This is a genomic window from Mucilaginibacter mallensis (assembly GCF_900105165.1).
Classification (GTDB): Bacteria; Bacteroidota; Bacteroidia; order Sphingobacteriales; family Sphingobacteriaceae; genus Mucilaginibacter; species Mucilaginibacter mallensis.
The window spans coordinates 1959081-1980557 of the sequence record NZ_LT629740.1 but is presented as its reverse complement, the minus strand read 5'-3'; the positions used below and the strand labels follow the sequence as shown (position 1 = coordinate 1980557).

The following is a 21477-nucleotide window of genomic DNA, read 5'->3' as shown; positions in this document are numbered from 1 at the left end:
TTAAAGACCTACTTGTACGCCAACTAATAATGTGCGTGGATTAGGGAATGATCCATAATCAAAGCCCCTGTTAATAGTTCCATCGTTTATGTAATCAGGATCAAAACCTTTGTATTTTGTTATGGTAAATAAGTTTTGGCCCGATAAGTAAATACGGAAAGATTTAAGCGCATGCGTTCTGTTTAATATTGATGAAGGAATAGTATAGCCTAATTGCGCGGTTTGCAGGCGTGCATATGAGCCACTCTGTACAAAGCGGTCTGAATTTCTGTTGTTACCGTTAGGGTCACCTATTACCGGCCTTGGCACGTTGGTATTGGTATTAGTAGGTGTCCAGAAATTTAATTCATCAGTTGATGCATTTGTATACTGACCCGTCATTAATGCCTGGTAAACGCCATCTGCTATTTTACTGCCGGTATTTCCCTGTATAAAGAAAGAGGCATCAAAGGCTTTATAAGTTGCGCTGAAGTTAAATCCGAAGTAAAATTTAGGTATAGCCGATCCCAGGTAAGTTTGGTCGGCATCAGTGATCTGGCCATCGCCGTTTATATCCTTGAATTTCTCATCACCCACTGTAGCGCCAATCTGCGTTGCATGATTTTTTAAATCGGCTGCATTTTGGAATATACCTTGCGAAACATAGCCATAAAGCTCACCAACCTCGCCGCCTACTGCTGTTTTGCTATATGCACCATATATTGGGTTATTGCCGTTACCTAATGATAATACTTTATTTTTAAGTGTTGATGCGTTAGCGCTGATATCATAATGGAAGCCACCTTGTGGTTTGCTATGGTAAGCTACGCTAAGATCTATCCCCTGGTTAGTAAATGTTGCAGCATTAACCACAGGCACATTTGTTGCGCCTACCGATAATGGAATAGGTACTGCTAAAAGTATACCCGTGATTTTATCATTATAATACTCAGCAGTAAATGTTAACCTGTCATTAAAAAGGTTTGCATCAATGCCGATATTTTTGGTTGCTTTTTTCTCCCATTGGTTATCCTGGGAAAATACCTGTGTTTGGGTAGTACCATTCGCAAGCGTATTACCAAATACGTAACTGGCATTTGAGTTTACAACTGTTTGGTAAGGATAATAACTTAAAGCTTCTATATTACCCAATATACCATAACCTGCACGCAACTTTAACAAGGAGATCTGCTCCGGCAATTGTATAAAATGCTCTTTGGCAATATTCCATCCTGCTGATATACCGTAAAAATTACCATAACGGTACTGTGGTGTAAGTTGTGATGAACCATCACGACGGTAATTGGCTGTTAACAGGTAACGCCCGTCATAATCGTAGTTCATACGACCGAAAATAGGTGAGTACAAATAACGCACCCCGCTGTTACCAAATACAGTTTTCTCGGTAGTGTTACTTACGTTATCAAATGCATATAAATATGGCTGCTGAAGATTAGTAGCCTCGCCTAAAATAGTATTATTACTATCTTTTTGATAGGCTGTACCCGCAAGCACTTCAACATGGTGTTTCCCCGCATTAATCTTGTAGCTTAAGGTTTGCTCAATTAATGATGTAAAAGGTTCTCCCCTTGCATCGCTGTAATAAGCATTTACACTTGGATAAAACCAGCCTAGGTCATAAGTTGGCTCGAAATAAAAATTACGGTAATCGGTTCTGTCATAGCTAACAGCTATATGGTAATTTAAATTCTTTATGATCTCTACATTCGCCCATGCTGAACCTAAAAAACGGTCGTGCTGACTTTCATTAGTGATCAGGTTATTTACGCCGATCATGTTTAGTGAGATAGCCCTTTGTGTGTTTTGATCAACACCGCCATAGCCACCTAAGCGCGATGCGTCATAAACAGGCATAGTTGGTATGGCCGTAATTAAATCTACGATCTCGTTACCGGTACCATGCAGCCTTGGATATGCCAGGTTACGGTAATAAGCTTCTGTATAAGCCATTTTAGCACCGTATGAGAATATACCTTTTTTGCCCTGCAGATTCGCACTCATATTATAACGTTTGTAATATGGCCCGGCTACTACTGTTCCTGTTTGATTATAGTAACCAAAGTTTACACTGTATGCAGCAGATTCATTACCGCCTGAAAAACCAAGATCATGGTTTTGAGTATAGCCGGTTTTAAATGCTGCCTTTTGCCAATTGGTATTTACATTAGATATATAGCTGCTTGATGTTGGGTCATTACCCGGCGCTAATGATATGCCGGCATTGGTTTCAGCGGCATCGGCAATTTTTTGATACCCTAACCTATCAGTAACTGATAACTCTTTAGGGTTCTTTTGCTCACCGAAGTAAGCATTATAACTAATTTTCAGTGGCCCGTTCTTGCCTTTTTTAGTGGTGATAAGTATAACACCTGCACCTGCACGAAAACCATATATAGCACTTGCCGATGCATCCTTAATTATCTGTATGGTTTCAATATCGCCTGTAGGGAAATCAAATGGGGTCATGGTTGGCACACCATCAATTACGTATAATGGGTTGTTGTTAGTTAATGAACTTACACCATGTATATGTATGGTAACACCTTCTCCCGGTACTCCTGAGCCATTTACTTCAACACCGGCAACCTGTCCCTGTAATTCGCGGGCTACATCAAAGGTTGTTCTCTTATCAGCGTCCTTTACATTTACAACTGCTATTGAGCCGGTTAAATTTTCCTTTTTCTGTGTACCATAACCTACAACAACTACATCATCCAATGCCTTGTTATTGCTTGTCATTACAACACTTATATCGCCCTTATTGGCAATTGCTATTTCCCTGCTATCAAATCCCAAATAACTAAATACAAGTGTAGCATCAGCAGGAGCGCTAATAGAGAAGGTACCGTCTGTTGCGGTTTGAGTTCCCAGGCTCGTCCCCTTTATTACAACGGTAACGCCAGGCAGAGTTACTCCGAATGTGTCTTTTACTGTTCCTTTTATAGCTATCTTACCTCCCTGAGCAAAACTCATAGCTGGTAAAATCATCAAAAGCAACAACATCAGACAAGACAGACTACTCCTAAGTTTAAGTCTAATTTTTTTCATGAAAATTGGTTTTAATTGGTTTATAAATTGGTTATTGTTAACCAAATATATAAGGAAATATTTAATTGTCAATAAAACAATCAAAGAAAAGTGTTAAAAAAACACTTTTCTTTTTTGATGTTTATTTTTAATGTCACTAAACAGTTTTAGCTATTTACATAAAAAAATGCAAGAGATATATGGAGTAAACAAAGCACCTATTAGTCACTTTAATACACTTAAAACGTAAAACATTTCTAATTTATTTAATAAATAGAATAGTATATTAATACATTTAATAATTATATATACTATATAACATTAATATTGAAAAACCGAATGTAATTTTCAATGAGAAGAAGAGTATTTTTATACCGATTTCAGAAGAAGAGGAGCTTTATTTATTTACTGCTATTTTGCTGCAATCGATGCGACAACGGGCCAACCTTTTTTCCATGATAGTTTTTCAATTCTCAACTTTGATATTCCCCTGTCAGCGGCATCGTATCCGTGGAATATCAGATAATCTGTCCCGTTAAAATTGCATACGGCATTGTGGCCTACGCCATACCAGTTTTTATCACCGGCAAGTACTATAGTGCCACCGCCATGCTGCATCGGTATATTATTTTCATCCACATAAGGGCCAAGCAGTTTTTTTGAGCGGCCAACAATCATTTTATAAGTGCTTTTTGGCCCTTTGCAGCAATAATCAATAGAGGCAAACAGGTAAAAGTATGCACCTTTCCTGAAAATAAAGGGCGCTTCAATAGCATTACCACCAGCATCAACCGGGTTACCATCAACCGAAGGCATATTTGCTGTAGCACTTGCATCCTTTTGCCGACTGGCTAGTGTGATGAGTTTATTTTGATCTTCATCTATACTCAGTCTGTCCTTTTTAAGACGCACAATTTTCAATCCTTCCCAAAATGAACCAAAAGCAAGGTATGGTGTGCCGTTCTTATCCGTTATTAAGTTTGGATCGATAGCATTCCAATTATCTTTTCCGGGGCGGGATTCTATTATTATACCTTTATCAATCCATTTAAAGGCACTATCAGCCGGATTTAATGTTTTATTAATCGCCACGCCTATGCACGATGTATTTTTACCAAACGCCGATACCGCATAGTATAAGTAATACATACCATTATAATAAGAGATATCAGGCGCCCAAATATGGTTCTTAAAACCGGGAATGGAATCAACAGTCCATTGTGGTACCTGGGCAAAAACAGGCTTTTCCTGTTTCCAGTGCAACATATCTTTTGACGACCATACACTTATCCCCCAGCCTGTTGAAAAAACATAATAGGTGCTATCCTGCCTGATCATTACAGGGTCATGTACCGAAATATCAGTTTTTAGTTCCTGCGCAACAGCAAACGCCGATCCGGCTATAAAAAACAGTAAGAACAGGTATATCTTTTTCATTTTATAGCCGGATAGGTTTGTTTAGTTGCTTAATTTAACACGTATAACATTCATTGAATATGGCTTTACGGTCAGACTGATCTTATTACCGCTTAGCTGAATTGTGCGCTGCACCGGGCTGATGCTTGTTGGTTTATCCAAAGAGTTAACAGCCGTCAGATCATCACTACGTAATGTGATCAATGTGGCAGTTGATTTGAGTTTCTTCCCTTTGATAACAAAACCAGCACTTTGCGATACTTTACCTGAATTGATGAACTTTATGATCAGTTCATGCGTCTTACTATCTGTTACAGCCGAAGCGTATACCCCGTTTTGCCCGCTAACTGCCTGGTTATTTAATTTAAGTGGAACAACATCTGTTCCCTTGTATAATGAATACAACTCTTGCACATAATAATTTGGTGTACCGTATGAGCGCAAGTTATCAAACCAGATCTCATCCGGCGTCCACTGCCAGCCATCAACATGGGCAAATAACGGAGCGTATGACGCCATGTTCACCACATCGGCATTACGCTCCAAGCCTGTCATAAAAGCGGCTTCAGATAAGGCACATTGCCAATTATTTTTATTATCAGGGCTTGCAATACCTACGCTTTGGGCAGCATATTCGCCAGCAAATATTTTGGGCCCTTTTCTATCGTAGTTATCGTAGCGTTTTGAATTATCCAGGAACCATTGCGGCGAGCGGTAATAATGCTCATCCAAAATATCAGCGTTCAAGCCCCTGAAAGTATTGTTCAGGAAGTTGAATTTCTCACCGTCAGGATCAGGCCCCAGGCTTGATACCAGTTTCATGTATGGATATTTATCTTTTATCGCTTTAATAAAGATCTTCCAGCGAGGAATATAGTTATCGCCCCATTGCTCATTGCCAATCCCCATCATTTTTAAATTGAATGGTACAGGGTGACCTAATTGCGCACGCAGGTTACCCCATTTGGTATCAGTTGAACCATTGGCAAACTCGATCAGGTCGAGCGCGTCCTGTACATATGGGTCAAGCTGATCTAAAGGAACAGTTTGCCCGGTATTGAACTGACAAGCCATACCGCAATTTAATATTGGTAGAGGTTCAGCGCCAATATCTTCAGCCAATTGGAAATATTCCATAAAGCCTAAACCAAATGATTGATAATAATCAGGCGTTGGGCGATGCTTAAATTCCGTATTCCAGCGGTTGATCAAATTTTCGCGCTTATCAATATCGCCGATGGTTTTTTTCCATTGGTAACGCGTTGCCAAATCGCGGCCCTCCACAATACATCCGCCTGGGAAACGTAAGAAACCGGGTTTCATATCCGCCAGTTTTTGTACCAGGTCGGCACGCAAACCACCCGGCCGGTTTTTCCAGGTGTGTTCGGGGAAAAGCGATACCATATCCAAATCAATAGCACCCGCATTTTTAGCATACACATTCAAGTGCGCCTTTTGTACTGTAGCATTCGATTTAAACTTTACATTATATTTTTCCCAATCCTGATTGCCGGGCTTCAAATCAGCATGACCTAAAACCGTTCCATTGGCATCAGCCAACTCTACATGCAGTTCAATTTTACTATCCGCATGCTGGCGGGCAATAACTGAAAAGCTATAGGTTTCATCCTTTTTAACACCGATGCCTCGGAAACCTTCATTAGCCAAACCATAATAGCCTGAATTTGATTTTACGGTCAGCGTAACAAAATGTGGGTTTTCAGGCCGTTCTTTGGAGCGGTCTATTACTTCTACGCTGCCTTCGCCGCCATCCTTTTTTACCTCGGTCCATCCCATCAAACTTGGGAAAAACTCAAATGAGCGGTTCTTTACCAGTTCGGCATACAAACCGCCGTCGGCAGCCATATTTATATCTTCAAAAAATATCCCGTACATGGTAGGCTGCACGTGTGCTTTTACACTATCAGCCTTAATTATATAAGTTTTTGCAGGGCTTTTTTGCTGTGCCATAGCCGACAGGCAAGTACCAGCAGCGCATAGCGCCCAAAAATATTTCCTCATTATATGATGCTTAAAAAATATATCTGTTTATTATCTTTTCTTACCCCAAACGGCTATACCGGTATTATTTAACCCCGAATATACCAGCGTGGTGGCAACACTATTTTCCCAATCCCGCTCACGCTTTACTATTACATTTTCAGTAGCGCCAGTGCTCCATTTTATAAGCATCCACGGGGCTGTATAGGTCCATGTACCGGTTGCAGTACCGCTTATAGTTCCATCGGCATTAATATTTATGGATGTAGCCACCTGCATGTCAGGCGATACCTGTGTATCGGCATAACCCGGCACTACATGGTAATCCAGTTCAATACGTTCCCATTTTCCGGCCAGATCTGCGGCTGCTACAGCAGTTTGTACTACGTTTGCATAGCGTTCAGGCAGTACAATAGGCCATCCATCAGGAGTCCATTCGATTTTGCGCACATGCAGGTCCATAAAATAAGAGTTTACAGCGGGCCTGCCCTGGTGCGCCATATAATACTGGCCGTTGCCATCATCAAACACACCGCAATGGCCCGTACCCTGCCAGCCACCATGACCGGTAAACTGGTACGGCGCAACAATCATCGGCCCGTGATCGATATTGGTATTTAAATCAACTCCATTATAATCGTAATATGGCCCTGTTGGACTATCGGCCCTGCCAACCCTTACGTTGTACTTGGTTTGCAGCCAGTCGTAAGATATAAACAGGAAATATTTTTTTAAGGTTGGGTTGTAGATCACCTCCGACCCTTCAATATTACCATTATACACACCATTGGTAAAACCACGGTTGGCTATACGGACACCTATATCGCCGCTTGTTGCAGCCAAACCGGTAGTTGGGTTAAGCTTTAATATGTAGATACCATCCCATGCAGAACCATAATACATATACTGATCGCCCGCCGCTGTAGTTACCACCGTAGGGTCAATCGCATTGGTTTGTGTGATACTGTTATTGGTTGATGATACCACCAACCCGGTTTCTGTCCACGGGCCGGCCGGATCGGTTGCAGTTGCCATGCCGATAACACTTAACCTGGGCGTAGCCGATGATAATGAATAGTACAAACGGTACTGGTTACCAACTTTTGACACATATGGCGCCCATAACGCATTATACGGCGTACCACCCTGTGATACTATATATTGCGAACCAAGTGCTGGCAACTGAGAAAACACCCAGCCCACAAACTCCCATTGCACCAGATCTTTCGACCGGCGAATCTGTATTCCCGAACGCACGGTAATACCATAGGCAACATCCGTACTATAACAGTAATAATAATCGCCAAACTTTTTTATAGATGGATCATGTACATTATAAACGGTCCATTTTGAGTAATCCAAAAACGGAGCCACATCAGCATAAGTATCCTCAATGGAGTTGATATTAAATGTGGTAGTAGTTACCGTTGTATCCGTTGTGACTTTGGTGCCGTTGCCACCACTTGGGGTAACGCCTTTTTTTCCGCATGATGATATCAGGGCTACTGCTGCTGCGATAACCGATAAGTACTTTATCTTTTTCATCTATAGTAGTTTACTTATTGTGCATTTAGTTTAATGCCAGCACAATAACTGATGCAGACGGCATGTTTACACTTATAGTATTACTTTTTATAACCGCTCCATTAAATTCTTTTGGTTCGATCTTGTTTGGCTCATCAAAGGAGTTATAATCCTGAACTTTTGCTGATGCCAATATCCTGCCCTTAACTACAGTGAACTTTTTACCATCCAGGTTCAATGATACTTTATGATTTTTGTTTGGGTCGATATTTACGAGTGATATGTGTACAATTCCGTTTTTATCTTTTGATGCCGAAGCTGAAATAGCTGCAAGTTTTTCTGATCCAAATACATAGTCATCGCTGTTAACTGTAACTGGAATTAAAGTTGCATCCTGGTGCACATTGTACATTTCCATTACATGATAAGTTGGCGTAAGTATGATCTTATTACCTTGTGTAAGAATAACGGCCTGCAATACATTTATACATTGTGCCAGGTTAGCCATGCGCACACGGTCGCAGTGATTATTAAAGATATTCAGCGTTGCACCTGCTATCATAGCATCACGCATACTATTTTGCTGGTATAAAAAGCCGGGATTGGTGCCAGGTTCTACATCATACCATCCGCCCCACTCATCAACAACAAGCGCTATTTTCTTTTGAGGATCATATTTATCCATTATTGCCGAATGTTTGGTAACCAATGTATCCATCAGCAAAGCGCTCTTCATAGTTTTAAAATATTGATCTTCGGTAAATTTTATTGCAGGCCCTTTATGATCCCAATCAATAATTGCATAATGGTGTAAAGCAATACCTTCAATTAAGCCTTGTGGAATGTTCTTCATTAGCACATCCGTCCAGTGGTAATCATCAGAGTTTGCACCTGATGCTATCCTGAACATTTTCCCGGAACCGCTCGACATAAAAGTTGAATATTTCTTAAATTCATTTGCATAGTATTCGGGCGTCATATTGCCACCGCATCCCCAGGCTTCGTTGCCTATGCCCCAAAATGCTACTTTCCATGCTTTATCTCTGCCGGTCGTTTTTCTAAGGTCCGACATCGGGTTCTTATTATCAGAAGTTGTGTAAGCAACCCAATCAGATAGTTCTTGTACCGTTCCGCTGCCAACGTTTCCTGATATATAAGGATCAGTTCCAATGGCTTCACACATATTCAGAAATTCCTTAGTTCCAAAACTATTGTCTTCGGTAACGCCTCCCCACCATTTGTTTACAATTGCCGGTCTTTTACTTTTATCGCCTATACCATCTTTCCAATGGTAAGTATCGGCAAAGCAGCCCCCTGGCCATCTTAGGGCTGGTATCTTCATCTTTTTTAAGGCATCGATAACATCATTCCGCACACCATTTGTGTTGGGTATCTTTGAAGTATCGCCCACATAAAAACCATCATAAATACCCCTGCCTAAATGCTCGGCGAAGTTGCTATAGATGTACTTACTGATCGTTGGTTCGGCTTTGTCACTAACCGATACGCTGATATTTGTCTGCGCTTGGGACGTTAATCCGGCAGAAACAAAAAGTATAGACAAAAAACAGGCCCTTAATTTCATATATTTTGAAAATTAATAATTTATAATAAAATGATTATCAGTATCTTAAAGCTACTTAACGCTAAATTTGTAAATAGTGGTTGTATGGTATGTTTCACCCGGTTTTAAAACGGTTGACGGGAATGACGGTTCGTTTGGAGAATCAGGAAAATGCTGAGTTTCCAGGCATAATGCCGAGCGATGCGCATAGGTAGCTTTACCTTTACCATCGCTTAAACCTGTTAAAAAGTTACCGCTGTAAAATTGCAGACCTGGTTCGGTAGTATAAATATCCATTACAATACCAGTCTCAGGGCTTTTTACTGTAGCTATTGATTGGCTGATATCATGCTTGTTCAATACAAAGTTGTGGTCGTAACCTTTGCCTGCCTTTAGTTGATCATCCGTTTTATCAATATCAGCACCAATGGTTTTGAACGAAGTAAAATCAAATGGTGTACCTTTTACTTTTTCAAACTTACCGGTTGGTATAAGCGTGGTATCTACAGGCGTTATATTATCGGCATCTATCTTTAATGAATCGTTGGTGATGGTTGGCGTACCTGCACCATTCAGGTTAAAATACGCGTGATTGGTTAAGTTTACGATAGTAGCCTTATCAGTTGTAGCCGAATATTCTATCTTCAGTGCGTTATCATCTGTTAATGTGTAGGTTATTTTTGAGGTTAACATTCCGGGATAACCACCTTCGCCATCTTTTGAAACATAGGTCAGTTCCAACTGCTGATCACCCACTTTTTTAGCGTCAAATACCTGTTTATAAAACCCGTTAAAACCGCCATGCAGCGTGTTTATTTTATCGTTCAGATCTAACTGATAGCTTTTGCCATCAAGGTTAAATTTACCTTTGCCAATACGATTGCCGTAACGGCCTATTATAGCTCCAAAATAAGTTTCAGCTTTTATTTGATATCCTGACAGGCTATCGTGGCCTAATATTACATCGGTAAGTTTTCCATCTTTATTTGGCACCAACAGGCTCACCAGGCGGCCACCAAAGTTGGTAATAGCCACAGTCACACCGTTTTTGTTTTTCAAAGTATACAAATCAACCTGCTTACCTTGTACGGTGGCTTTAAAATTTGCAGAATCAGGAATTTGCGGCGCCTGCGCAGCAGTTGAGTCCTTATCTGAACCGTTTTTTGTACTTGATGCATGGTTACATGCCACAAACAGTGTTGAAAAACAGGCTGCTGCGAGGATTAATTGGATGTTCTTTTTCATAATTTAAAATGATAGCATTAGCTTATTATAAGTTAACAGGCATTCTGTACTTTATGTGTTTATAATTGAGAGCCGAATATAATTGGTTTAATCCAAATAACAGATTAAGCGCTAATGTATAAAAAATATTATAATTGTAAAAAAAACACTTAAATTATTTTAAATTGTTTTATGGATCAAAATATTTATCATTGCTATTGTTACGTTACATGTGTTCATCGAACAACAATTTGCGTTTCCTAATACCAATATTTTTCTATTTTTGTTATGCACTTTAATCCTTGTTGTAATAAATGATAAAATATGCCAAGCAAAGCCGGTTTATCCAGGCTGTAGATTGTATAGTTTTTGGTTTTGACGGTGATACATTAAAAATTTTATTGATACAACGTGGTTTTGAACCCGAAAAAGGCAAATGGAGCCTTATGGGCGGCTTTGTGCAGGAAAATGAAAGTATTGATCAGGCATCAAACCGCATACTTAAACAGCTCACCGGGTTGGATGGCATGTATCTTGAACAGCTGCACACCTTTGGCGACCCACACCGCGACCCAATGGAAAGAACCGTTTCCACTGCTTATTTTGCCTTAATTGATATTCTTAAGTACGAAAAACAGCTTAATACTGATTATCACCCTGAATGGTTTAGCTTAAAACGTATGCCCAAGCTTATTTTCGATCAGCAGGAAATGGTTGAGCTGGCAAAAAGACGTGTACGCTATAAAGCTGCCCTCCACCCTATCTTATTTGAACTACTGCCCAGCAGGTTTACTATACCGCAATTACAAAGTTTGTACGAAAGCGTTTATAACACATCAATAGACAAACGTAATTTCAGCAAAAGAATATTGGCTACAGGCTTACTCATAAAACAGGCTGATAAGGATAAATCAGGATCACGCCGGGGTGCATTTTACTATCAACTCAATATGCAGAACTATTATGCCAAGTTCCAGGCATTTTTAAACCTGATACCTAACCCTACTAATTTGATATTTTAATGTGATGGGTTTCTATCACTTTTCATGATAAATGCAAAACGGCCTGTCAAAATTGACAGGCCGTTTTGCATTTATAACTAATTAGGGTAATTACCAGAATTTAACGTACAATGCGCTAAGTAATAACAGCGTTACTACTATAAGTGCTAATGTTGATGGCTCAACTTTGAACATTGACTTATCTAAAACAAAATGTTTAGGATTTATCTTAGGGCCGAATAAGCTTACAATCACCATTAGTATCATGGTAAACAGGAAGGATATCCCCATACAGATCAGGAATGGGATTTCATAACCACCATGGCCATTAGGGAATGCCGTATACAAGAAGTTTTCGTGGCCAAACCACACAGGCGCGAAATTAGGTCCGTTAAATATTACAGAAGTTACAAAACCTGTTATAATACCTGTAATAGCCGCGGCACCCGTAGTACGTTTCCAAAAGAACCCTAATATGAATATGGCAAAAATACCCGGGCTGATATAACCCGTATATTTTTGTATATAAGCGAACCCACCTTCGCCACCAATGCCTAAAAGGTCATGCCAGGTTAGCAAAATTGAAAGAAACAAGGCTACGCCAATGATGATTTTCCCCATTCCAACCATACTCTTTTCACTGGCTTCCTTTTTAATGTACTTTTTATAGATATCCATAGTAAAAATAGTGGATATACTATTGGCCTTACCTGCTAATGAAGCTACTATTGCAGCCGTTAATGCAGCTATTGAAAGGCCCTTTAGCCCGTTTGGTAAAAACCCAAGGACCGCTGAATAGGCATTATCCGGGTTTAAATGGCCACCAACCGTCATCTCATGCTGCAAGCCGCCGTTTTTGTACAGAACATAAGCTGCAATACCTGGCAATATTACTATCACCGGCATGGCCAGTTTCATTAAACCTGCAAATAAGATACCTGTACGGGCTGTTTTTAAATTAGCACCTAATGCCCTTTGGGTAATGTATTGGTTACACCCCCAATAGTTTAAGTTCACTATCCATTGGCCTGCAAAATACATGGCTATACCCGGCAGTAAAAGATATTTATCAATATCCTGTTGTGAAGCATTAGGGCCAGGTTTTGGTAACATCATTTTAAAATGATCCGGCGAATGTTCCAGCATAGCATTAAAACCAGCCAGTGCATCCTTACCCAATCCAAAACGTTCACTAACTAATGTCAAGGCTATATAGGTTGTTGCCAAACCGCCTATTACTAATACCAGTACCTGTATAACATCGGTAAAGCCAATAACCTTCATCCCACCAAGCGCGATAATAAGCGAGAATACAGCCAATGCTATAATAATATAGTGAAAACTTTCCTGAGTACCACCTGCTAAGCTATTAATAGCCAACGCGCCGAGGAAAAGTATAGAAGTTAAGTTAACAAACACGTACAGGAACAGCCAGAAGATAGCCATGATTAAACTCACAGTTTGATTATATCTTGTCTCTAAAAACTGGGGCATGGTAAATATCTTATTTTTCAGATAAACCGGAATGAACCATACCGCTACTATAATCAGCGCGATAGCGGCGACCCACTCGTATGCAGCCACAGCTATACCCACCTGGAAACCTTGTCCGCTGGCTCCAATAAATTGTTCTGCTGATATATTGGAAGCAATAAGCGAGGCGCCAATGGCCCACCATGTAAGCGACCCTTCGGCTAAAAAGAAATCGTGACTGCCGGATATAGTGGCTGTTTTTTTTCGGCGATATACCCAATAGCCATAACTTGATACTACAACAAAGTAGATGAAGAATATGACGTAATCAATAGGTGAAAACTTATTCATAATTTAAATTAAATGGTTTGTTTGGTTAAAACTTACCTATGCCTTTTCTTTCCCATCGGCATAGGTAAATATTGATTGGCTATTTGTAGGCTACTTCGTTCCAGCGCAGTTCATTACGGAACTGATCAAGTTTGGTATCCTTACCTATGCGCACAAATTCAATTCCTGCGATATCAGCAAAATCCTGTAAATGCTCAGCGGTTAAATTCTGGCTATATGCCGTATGATGCGCGCCACCTGCATATATCCATGCAGCACAGCCGGTTTTCATATCAGGGTATGGCTTCCATAATACACGTGCCACCGGCAGGTTAGGCAGGTCATTTTGTGGTTCTACCGCTTCCACCTCATTTATCAGCAAACGAAAACGGTTGCCCATATCAATAATTGAAGCGTTAAGCGCCTCGCCACCGGCAACATTAAATACCAAACGCGCAGGGTCAGCTTTACCACCAATACCCAAAGGGTGTACTTCTAATGCTGCTTTGCCGTTTGCCAGTGAGGAATCAACCTCCAGCATATGCGAGCCTAAAACCAATGCATTATTTGGGTCGAAGTGATAAGTGTAATCTTCCATAAAAGCGTTACCGCCCGGCAGGCCGCTGCCCATTACTTTAAAGGCACGCACCAAAGCAGCTGTTTTCCAGTCGCCCTCACCCGCAAAACCATAGCCATCGGCCATTAAGCGTTGCGATGCTATGCCCGGCAACTGTACCATGCCATGCAGATCCTCAAAAGTATCCGAGAATCCTTTAAAGCCGCCGTCTACCAAAAACTTACGTAAGCCTAATTCTATTTTAGCAGCCTCAAATACTGATGAATGTTTTGCTCCGCCTTTTTTCAGGTCATCCGCTAAAGTATAAGTAGCTTCATATTCGTCTATCAGCTCGTTAACAGCCGCGTCACTAATGCCGTTTATCACAGCTACCAGATCACCAATACCATAGGTGTTTACAGCAAAGCCAAATTTTAGTTCAGCTTCAACTTTATCGCCATCGGTAACAGCTACAAAGCGCATGTTATCGCCAAAACGCGCAAACTTAGCGCCCTGCCAGTCGTACCAGCCGGCTGCAGCCCTTGTCCAGGCGCTGATCTGGCCCAATACTTCAGGATCCTGCCAGTGGCCTACAACCACCTTACGGTTTTTGCGCATACGCGATACTATGAAACCGAACTCCCTATCGCCATGGGCGCTTTGGTTCAGATTCATAAAATCCATATCTATGCTGCTCCAGGGGATATCCCGGTTGTATTGCGTATGCAGGTGCAACAATGGTTTTTGCAGGATGCTTAAACCACGGATCCACATTTTGGCAGGTGAAAAGGTATGCATCCAGGTGATGATACCGATACAGTTTTCTGCCGAATTAGCTGCCAGCAAGGTATCATAAATTTCTTCTGTTGATTTTACGGTTGGTTTGTAAACCACACGTACCGGGATTGTACCACTGGCATCAAGGCCTTTTGCTATTTCCAGTGAGTGTTCTGCAACCTTTTTTAAAGTTTCTTCACCGTACAAATTCTGGCTGCCGGTTATAAACCATACTTCAAATGTTTTTAGATCGATCATTATATGTAATTATTGATTTACTGAATTTTAGTGAATTAGTGAGTGGTGAATGGTGAGTAGTGAGTGGTTTTAACTGCTCACCATTCACCACTCACTACTCACCACCTTACTGCCCATAATATGAATCAGGGCCATGTTTTCTTTCAAAATGTTTTTTAATAAGTGAATCCTGTAAGCGCGGGGCCTTAGGGTTTATTTGTTCGGTTAAGTAGGACATGTGAGCAACTGTTTCCAATACTGCACTGTTATGTACCGCCTTGTCGGCTGTTTTACCCCAGGTAAACGGCGCGTGGTTACCTACCAGTATCATTTCTACCTCTTTGTAATCAAAGCCCATGCTTTCAAAATGATTGATGATCTGAAAACCTGTTTCATGCTCGTAATTACCCTTTATCATTTCGTCATTCATTGGCGGTGCGCAGGGGATATCAACCGTTAAATAATCGGCATGTGTGGTACCGAATATCGGGATGCAGCGTTGCGATTGCGCCCATGCCGTACCATACGTTGAGTGGGTGTGTACAATACCGCCGATACCTGTCCAATGCTTGTAAAGCACGGCGTGGGTTTTGGTATCTGATGATGGCCTGAGATCGCCTTCAATTATATTACCGTCAAAATCAACGATCACCATTTTTTCAGGCGAAAGATCTTCATAAGGCACACCGCTTGGCTTAATTGCAAATACGCCCAGCTCACGGTCGACAGCGCTAACGTTACCAAAGGTAAACAGTACCAGGTTCAGCTTTGGCAGCTGCATATTGGCATCGTACGCGCTTTGTTTTATATGCTGATATTTACTCATACTTATATTATTAAAACTAGCTTTTTGCTTGCTGTGCTATTTGAAAAGCAACAAACTCACCTAAGCTATTATATTGTTTATATCGTTTCTGATAAACTTCTTTATATAAAGGGTTTGGATAATACTCCACATCAAACCCACGGCCCATTGCTGCCATTGCTTCCTCAACAGTTGGATAAATACCTGCAACTACCGCGGCAAACATAGCTGCACCTAAAGCGCAAGTGTGTTTAAACTGGTGGATGCGGATAGGCATGCCTAAAATGTCAGACATCATTTGCATTACAAACGGTGATTTTTTTGCTACACCGCCAATGCCAATTAATCCTTTTACAGGTATCCCTTCCGAAACAAAACGGTCAACGATACTTTTAGCGCCAAAGCAGGTAGCCTCGGCCAGTGCCCTGAAAACCCGTGGGGCATCGCTGCCTAAACCAAGGCCGATAATAGCGCCTTTTAAAGTTTGATCAGCATCCGGTGTGCGGCGACCGTTAAACCAGTCGATAGCCAGTTCATTATCATTATCTATCGGCAATAAGGATGCTTGCCTTGCCAGTTCAGGAATGATCAGCTCCGACATTTCAAGCTTTAGTGCCTCAGCGGTTTGCGTATCGATTATTGCGGATTGCGATAGTACGTTATTTAAGGGCCAGGATACAATATTTTTGAACCAGGCATAAGTATCGCCAAAAGCGGATTGACCTGCCTCTAAACCCACCATACCGGGTATAACCGAGCCATTAACCTGCCCGCATATACCGCGCACAAGTTTATCTTTCATTTCGCTGGCTGGTGCAACCAAAATATCGCAGGTTGAGGTACCCATTACCTTGCTCAGGTGATAAGGCTCTATCTGCCCGCCTACCGCGCCCATATGCGCGTCAAAAGCACCGGCGCCAACAACTACATCGGTTGATAAACCAAGTCTTTCAGCCCATTCCGGACTCAGTGTGCCTGCGGCATGATCGGCAGTATAGGTTTCTGTAAATAGTTTTGAAGTAAAGCCATCCAGTAAAGGATCGAGCGTTGCAAAAAATTCATTGGGAGGCAAACCGCCAAACTCTTCGGCCCATAGCGCCTTGTGTCCAGCGGAACAACGTCCACGTTTAATTTCCTCCGCTTTTTTACCGCCTGTTAACAGGAATGGGATCCAGTCGCAATGCTCAACCCACGAATGTGTGGCTTTTCTAACGCTTTCATCAACCCTTAAAACATGTAGCAATTTAGCCCAAAACCACTCAGAAGAGTAGATACCGCCAACATATTTCAGGTAATTAATACCAAATTTAGGCGCGTGCGCATTTATTTCCGCCGCTTCATTGATAGATGTATGGTCTTTCCATAATACGAACATCGCATTTGGATTTTCACTGAATGCGGGGGTTAATGCCAATGGCTGTCCTGCTTTATCAACCGCGACAGGTGTAGAACCCGTAGTATCAACTGAAAGGCCCTTAATATTGCGGGCAACGGTTTCGCCGCCTGCTATTTTAATACAATCTTTTATGGTGATCTCCAGCCCTTCAATATAATCTAAAGGGTGCTGCCTGAACTGGTTATTCGCCGGATCGCAATACAATCCTTTTTGCCAGCGCGGGTAATAATATACTGATGATGCTATTTCTTCGCCATTAAGGGCGTTAATAATTACAGAGCGGACAGAATCGGAACCATAGTCCACTCCTACAACAAATTTATCTTTACTCATATTGGTTTATAATACGTGTCGAATTAACACTAATTTTATCAATAAAAGAAATATTTCCATAAAAATATTTTCAATTATTGAAAACTCAAGCATGTATAGCTAAAATGTTACTATAACATGATAAAATATTATAAGCGGGTGAGTGCCTTAAATTGGCGCAACAGCGGATAGTATTAGTGTCGTTTATATACTTATAAATTTAAGCATAACAAATGATGATGCATACCGTATCTGTTTAGCTACGGAACCGCAGCTATATATGACAAAATAAATGGAGAATGTTATTTCTATACAAAGATCTCGGCGCCCGCGTAAGTCCTTCTATATTCTTTTGGGCCGACGATCTTTTTCTCTTTAAAGATGCGGTTGAAATAGGATAAATTGTTGAAACCGCACTGGTAGGCAATTTCTGAAATGGTATTTGTTGAATCTATTAATATTTTGGAGGCATGCCCTACCCTGATCTCGTTAAGTATATTAACAAATGACATTCCAGTCCGTTTTTTTATAAAACGGGCAAAGGCAGCTTCAGACATATCAACAATCTTAGCCATCTCGGTAAGTGCAATTTGTTTGTTAAAGTTCTTATTCAGGTATTCGAATACCTTCTCCACCTTCTCATTCTTATAATTATAATCTTTACACAAATGACCAGGGTCGGAAAGCATTTTGCTATTTTTAGCGACAGATAAGTCATAAAGCAGCGACATTAATTCGAGCGCAGAATCGAACCCACTCATTGTTTTCAGTTTCAAAATCCGGTCGGCTACATTAATAATTGTTTCCTGCGAAAAGAGTATACCACACTGCGCGTTCTCAAACATCTTTTTAATAAGGCTCAGCTGGTTCCTATTCAATAATTTTTCATCGAACAGATCCTTATGAAATTGTATAGTAACCTCAGTTATATTTTCTTCTTTACATTCATGTGTAAACCAGCCATGGTATAAGCTCGGCCCTACTAAAACCAGCTCCATATCATCAATCACGGCCTCGCTATTTCCCATTATCCGTTTTACTCCTTTACCATTCAAGATAAAGTTAAGCTCATATTCATCGTGATAGTGCAATGGGAAATCGAATACCTTCTTAGTGCGCGAGAATATGGTGAAACAATCATTATCAGTTAATGGCGTAATCTCTTTCATTATATTCCGGTTCATACCAAATAATTTTAATTGTTAATAGGCTTTTAGCGAGAAAATTGGTTGATGAATAATCAGTTTAATTAATGCCGGTTTATAAGCAATAATTACATGATAAATTTAGACGCATACGCTATCGGGTTATAGCACAAATGTTAAGTTATGCATCAAAAATGTTAATCATAAATAATTAGCTGAATATCAATTAATTACATACAAAACAAAAACACATTATATAGCCTATCAATGCATAACTGATACATATAGTTAAAAATGAACCGGTTATAATATTATCACCAGGTAAAACACAAGCAATTAATTGTTTAAATAGTATTACAGTAATTTAAATGATTTACTTAGTTTAGATACATACCAATAATATAAACACAAACATTAAAGAGCGGCTTAAAACTAGTCACCTGGCCATTAAATCTAAATTGATATGCCTCACATTAATTTACCACATGAATTTCCTGGAATAAGGAGTTTGTTTATGTTCCGTCCTGAAACTGCCGGGCCGCTAAATGCGTTGGTTCAAACACTGCTGCACGATCCGCACCCAACATTGAGTCCCGGTGATCGTGAACTGATCGCTACCTATGTATCGGGGTTAAACAATTGTAAATATTGTACTACCATACATGGCGCTATTGCCAAACACCAGTTAGGTGACGATGGGGAGCTCGTAAAACAGGTTCGTAATGATCCGGAAAGCGCGCCTATCAGCGACAAGCTAAAAGCCCTGTTAAAAATAGCGGCCAAAGTACAAACCGGGGGTAAAAATGTTACTGATACCGATGTTGCTTTTGCCCGTGCCGAAGGCGCTACGGATATTGAGATACATGATACCGTATTAATTGCAGCGGCATTCTGCATGTTTAACCGCTATGTGGATGGGCTCGATACCTGGCAGCCGGATGATGACGAACTATATGATAAAATGGGCGAACAGCGTGCCCGTGAAGGCTACCTGACCAAACCTTTTAAAGTAGACAGAACAGAACAAACCATATAAACCAATTTCAAGAATGGCACACATTAAATTATTGAATGAAGAACTACCCGGCATTGTGGGTTTGCTATATTACAGGCCCGAAACAGGCAAACCGCTTACCGATCTGGCGGAAACTTTATTAAGAGGCCCATCATCGCTCACCAGCGGCGAACGGGAGATTATCGCAGCATCGGTATCTTACTGGAACAAGTGCCACTTTTGCCACACCTCACATGCTGCCGCGGCAGCAGCACATTTAAACAGCGGACTGGCATTAATTGATGATATTAAAGCAGGCTTACCAAATACACCGGTATCCGATAAACTAAGGGCCTTGTTACACATCGCCCACCAGGTACAAGGCAATGGCAAAAATGTTACTGAGGCTGATATTGAAGCTGCCCGTGAAGAAGGCGCTACCGATATTGAGATACATGATACCGTATTAATTGCAGCGGCATTTTGCATGTACAACCGTTATGTTGATGGCTTAGGAACCTGGGCACCCGGCCCAAATGAAGCTTACGCCGAAATGGGCGAAAGAATGGCCCACATAGGTTATGGCCGTTTTTAAAACAGCCTGTATATTACAGAACCATAGGTGTTCGAAAGATTAAAAAAGGTGTCATGATGAGGCACTCGAAGCATGCGGGCAAAGGCCTTTACGCTTACCCTTCGAGTGCCTCAGGGTGACCCCGCACTCAATATTTGTAAGAAAATAAATCTTCCGAACAACTATTGTTATAGCATAAAAAATAACCTGGCTTAAACCAGGTTATTTTTTATGTAGGAAATACTCTTTTTGATACTATCGTATGGGTCGCCGGGGCATTTATCCTGCTCAACGAAGAAATATTTTAGTCCGGCTTTATTTGCACTTGCGAAAATCCGCTTAAAATCAATTATACCATTGCCAACCTCGGTAAATGCTCGCTCGGTGGTGTTATTCATATCCTTTAAGTGCCATAGCGGGAAACGGCCCGGATTCTCGTTGATCAACTTCACCGGATCCTGGTTTGCCTTGGTTACCCAGTACATATCCATTTCCATCTTTACCAAATCCTTATCAGCATTGGCTAATATGGTTTCATATGGGTATTTACCATCCTGCTGTATAAATTCAAAATCGTGGTTATGGTAGCAGAGCTGTATGCCTGCTTTTTTACAGGCTTCTCCTCCTTTACTTAAATCCTCGGCTACCTTTTTAAAATGATCAAGTGATCCGCGCTCACTGTCAGCCAAATATGCGCATACCATATATTTTAAACCAACGTTGGCTGCATCATCCACCGCCTTGTTCCAATCATTCAATATGGTACCCTTTTGTGAGGCTCCGTTTACCAGTTCCTCACCTAACCGATAGTGACTACTCGGCATGATGAGCCCGTTTTGTTTCAGCAAACTGCCGAATGCTTTGGCATCCATCCCATAAAACTGCTCGCTGCCTGTATATGTAGCGCCCTCAACCGAGGTATAGCCTATTTGTGCCACCTGCGCTAAAGTAGCCGCGGGATCCTTTGCCATGTAATCGCGCACGGTGTATAACTGCAAGCCAATGTATTTCTTATCGTAAGCAAATAAGTTAGGTGCAGCTAAAATCCCGGCAGAAAGCAAAACTGATGTTTTTATAAATGTTCTTCTGTTAGTCATATAAGATGATTTACAATGTAATTG

15 protein-coding genes are annotated in these 21477 nt (G+C 41.0%); 3 read left to right on the top strand and 12 right to left on the bottom strand.

Features of this window, described 5'->3' with window-relative positions:
• From BLU33_RS08005 to BLU33_RS07980, 6 genes are all read right to left on the bottom strand, one after another.
• The gene (locus tag BLU33_RS08005; protein WP_157682080.1) at nucleotides 1-2973 is read right to left on the bottom strand and encodes a SusC/RagA family TonB-linked outer membrane protein; all 2973 of its coding nucleotides are present in this window, start codon (nucleotides 2971-2973) and stop codon (nucleotides 1-3) included.
• A gap of 465 nt (nucleotides 2974-3438) precedes the next feature.
• Entirely contained in the window at nucleotides 3439-4464 is a 1026-nt protein-coding gene (locus tag BLU33_RS08000) for a family 43 glycosylhydrolase (protein WP_091371100.1), read from the bottom strand.
• A gap of 21 nt (nucleotides 4465-4485) precedes the next feature.
• Nucleotides 4486-6465, bottom strand: a complete 1980-nt coding sequence (locus BLU33_RS07995) for an alpha-L-arabinofuranosidase C-terminal domain-containing protein (protein ID WP_232009420.1) — start codon at nucleotides 6463-6465, stop codon at nucleotides 4486-4488.
• A 30-nt stretch (nucleotides 6466-6495) separates the two neighbouring features.
• Nucleotides 6496-7989 (bottom strand): arabinan endo-1,5-alpha-L-arabinosidase, encoded by a 1494-nt coding sequence (locus BLU33_RS07990; protein ID WP_091371098.1) that lies wholly within the window; start codon nucleotides 7987-7989, stop codon nucleotides 6496-6498.
• A 25-nt stretch (nucleotides 7990-8014) separates the two neighbouring features.
• The gene (locus tag BLU33_RS07985) at nucleotides 8015-9553 is read right to left on the bottom strand and encodes an alpha-N-arabinofuranosidase (protein WP_091371096.1); all 1539 of its coding nucleotides are present in this window, start codon (nucleotides 9551-9553) and stop codon (nucleotides 8015-8017) included.
• 51 nt (nucleotides 9554-9604) lie between these two features.
• Nucleotides 9605-10777, bottom strand: a complete 1173-nt coding sequence (locus BLU33_RS07980) for an aldose epimerase family protein (RefSeq protein WP_091371094.1) — start codon at nucleotides 10775-10777, stop codon at nucleotides 9605-9607.
• A gap of 293 nt (nucleotides 10778-11070) precedes the next feature.
• Between BLU33_RS07980 and BLU33_RS07975 the strand changes: the two genes are divergently transcribed.
• Complete coding sequence (locus BLU33_RS07975; protein ID WP_091371092.1) at nucleotides 11071-11778, top strand: NUDIX hydrolase; 708 nt, start codon at nucleotides 11071-11073, stop codon at nucleotides 11776-11778.
• A 90-nt stretch (nucleotides 11779-11868) separates the two neighbouring features.
• Here the strand turns inward: BLU33_RS07975 and BLU33_RS07970 are convergent, their stop codons facing one another.
• From BLU33_RS07970 to BLU33_RS07950, 5 genes are all read right to left on the bottom strand, one after another.
• Nucleotides 11869-13581 (bottom strand): sodium:solute symporter family transporter, encoded by a 1713-nt coding sequence (locus tag BLU33_RS07970; protein WP_091371090.1) that lies wholly within the window; start codon nucleotides 13579-13581, stop codon nucleotides 11869-11871.
• A gap of 79 nt (nucleotides 13582-13660) precedes the next feature.
• On the bottom strand, nucleotides 13661-15151 hold the full coding sequence (gene araA / locus BLU33_RS07965) for an L-arabinose isomerase (protein ID WP_091371088.1): 1491 nt from the start codon (nucleotides 15149-15151) through the stop codon (nucleotides 13661-13663).
• Between the two features lie 106 nt (nucleotides 15152-15257).
• Nucleotides 15258-15956 carry an L-ribulose-5-phosphate 4-epimerase gene (locus BLU33_RS07960; RefSeq protein ID WP_091371087.1) on the bottom strand — a complete coding sequence of 233 codons (699 nt, stop codon included), beginning with the start codon at nucleotides 15954-15956 and terminating at the stop codon, nucleotides 15258-15260.
• A gap of 16 nt (nucleotides 15957-15972) precedes the next feature.
• A complete protein-coding gene (locus BLU33_RS07955) occupies nucleotides 15973-17664 on the bottom strand; it encodes a ribulokinase (RefSeq protein ID WP_091371085.1) in 1692 nt (563 codons plus the stop codon).
• 287 nt (nucleotides 17665-17951) lie between these two features.
• Nucleotides 17952-18827 (bottom strand): AraC family transcriptional regulator, encoded by an 876-nt coding sequence (locus BLU33_RS07950; RefSeq protein ID WP_091371083.1) that lies wholly within the window; start codon nucleotides 18825-18827, stop codon nucleotides 17952-17954.
• A 424-nt stretch (nucleotides 18828-19251) separates the two neighbouring features.
• On the opposite strand from BLU33_RS07950, the gene BLU33_RS07945 reads away from it, so the two are divergent.
• Together BLU33_RS07945 and BLU33_RS07940 are read left to right on the top strand one after the other, a co-directional pair.
• Complete coding sequence (locus BLU33_RS07945) at nucleotides 19252-19824, top strand: carboxymuconolactone decarboxylase family protein (RefSeq protein ID WP_091371081.1); 573 nt, start codon at nucleotides 19252-19254, stop codon at nucleotides 19822-19824.
• Nucleotides 19825-19837: 13 nt separating this feature from the next.
• Nucleotides 19838-20377, top strand: coding sequence for a carboxymuconolactone decarboxylase family protein (locus BLU33_RS07940; RefSeq protein WP_091371079.1), 540 nt, complete (start codon nucleotides 19838-19840; stop codon nucleotides 20375-20377).
• 191 nt (nucleotides 20378-20568) lie between these two features.
• Here BLU33_RS07940 and BLU33_RS07935 read toward each other — a convergent pair whose 3' ends face one another.
• Nucleotides 20569-21453, bottom strand: coding sequence for a sugar phosphate isomerase/epimerase family protein (locus tag BLU33_RS07935; RefSeq protein ID WP_091371077.1), 885 nt, complete (start codon nucleotides 21451-21453; stop codon nucleotides 20569-20571).
• Nucleotides 21454-21477: the final 24 nt, after the last annotated feature.

Excerpts from the sequence above, each read along its gene's own strand:
- BLU33_RS07975 (WP_091371092.1), top strand. The coding sequence starts at position 11,071 with ATGATAAAATATGCCAAGCAAAGCCGGTTTATCCAGGCTGTAGATTGT.
- BLU33_RS07970 (WP_091371090.1), bottom strand. The coding sequence starts at position 13,581 with ATGAATAAGTTTTCACCTATTGATTACGTCATATTCTTCATCTACTTT.
- BLU33_RS08005 (WP_157682080.1), bottom strand. The coding sequence starts at position 2,973 with ATGAGTTTTGCTCAGGGAGGTAAGATAGCTATAAAAGGAACAGTAAAA.
- BLU33_RS07990 (WP_091371098.1), bottom strand. The coding sequence starts at position 7,989 with ATGAAAAAGATAAAGTACTTATCGGTTATCGCAGCAGCAGTAGCCCTG.
- BLU33_RS07950 (WP_091371083.1), bottom strand. The coding sequence starts at position 18,827 with ATGAACCGGAATATAATGAAAGAGATTACGCCATTAACTGATAATGAT.
- BLU33_RS08000 (WP_091371100.1), bottom strand. The coding sequence starts at position 4,464 with ATGAAAAAGATATACCTGTTCTTACTGTTTTTTATAGCCGGATCGGCG.
- BLU33_RS07955 (WP_091371085.1), bottom strand. The coding sequence starts at position 17,664 with ATGAGTAAAGATAAATTTGTTGTAGGAGTGGACTATGGTTCCGATTCT.
- BLU33_RS07960 (WP_091371087.1), bottom strand. The coding sequence starts at position 15,956 with ATGAGTAAATATCAGCATATAAAACAAAGCGCGTACGATGCCAATATG.
- BLU33_RS07935 (WP_091371077.1), bottom strand. The coding sequence starts at position 21,453 with ATGACTAACAGAAGAACATTTATAAAAACATCAGTTTTGCTTTCTGCC.
- BLU33_RS07940 (WP_091371079.1), top strand. The coding sequence starts at position 19,838 with ATGGCACACATTAAATTATTGAATGAAGAACTACCCGGCATTGTGGGT.
- BLU33_RS07980 (WP_091371094.1), bottom strand. The coding sequence starts at position 10,777 with ATGAAAAAGAACATCCAATTAATCCTCGCAGCAGCCTGTTTTTCAACA.
- BLU33_RS07985 (WP_091371096.1), bottom strand. The coding sequence starts at position 9,553 with ATGAAATTAAGGGCCTGTTTTTTGTCTATACTTTTTGTTTCTGCCGGA.
- BLU33_RS07945 (WP_091371081.1), top strand. The coding sequence starts at position 19,252 with ATGCCTCACATTAATTTACCACATGAATTTCCTGGAATAAGGAGTTTG.
- BLU33_RS07995 (WP_232009420.1), bottom strand. The coding sequence starts at position 6,465 with ATGAGGAAATATTTTTGGGCGCTATGCGCTGCTGGTACTTGCCTGTCG.
- araA (WP_091371088.1), bottom strand. The coding sequence starts at position 15,151 with ATGATCGATCTAAAAACATTTGAAGTATGGTTTATAACCGGCAGCCAG.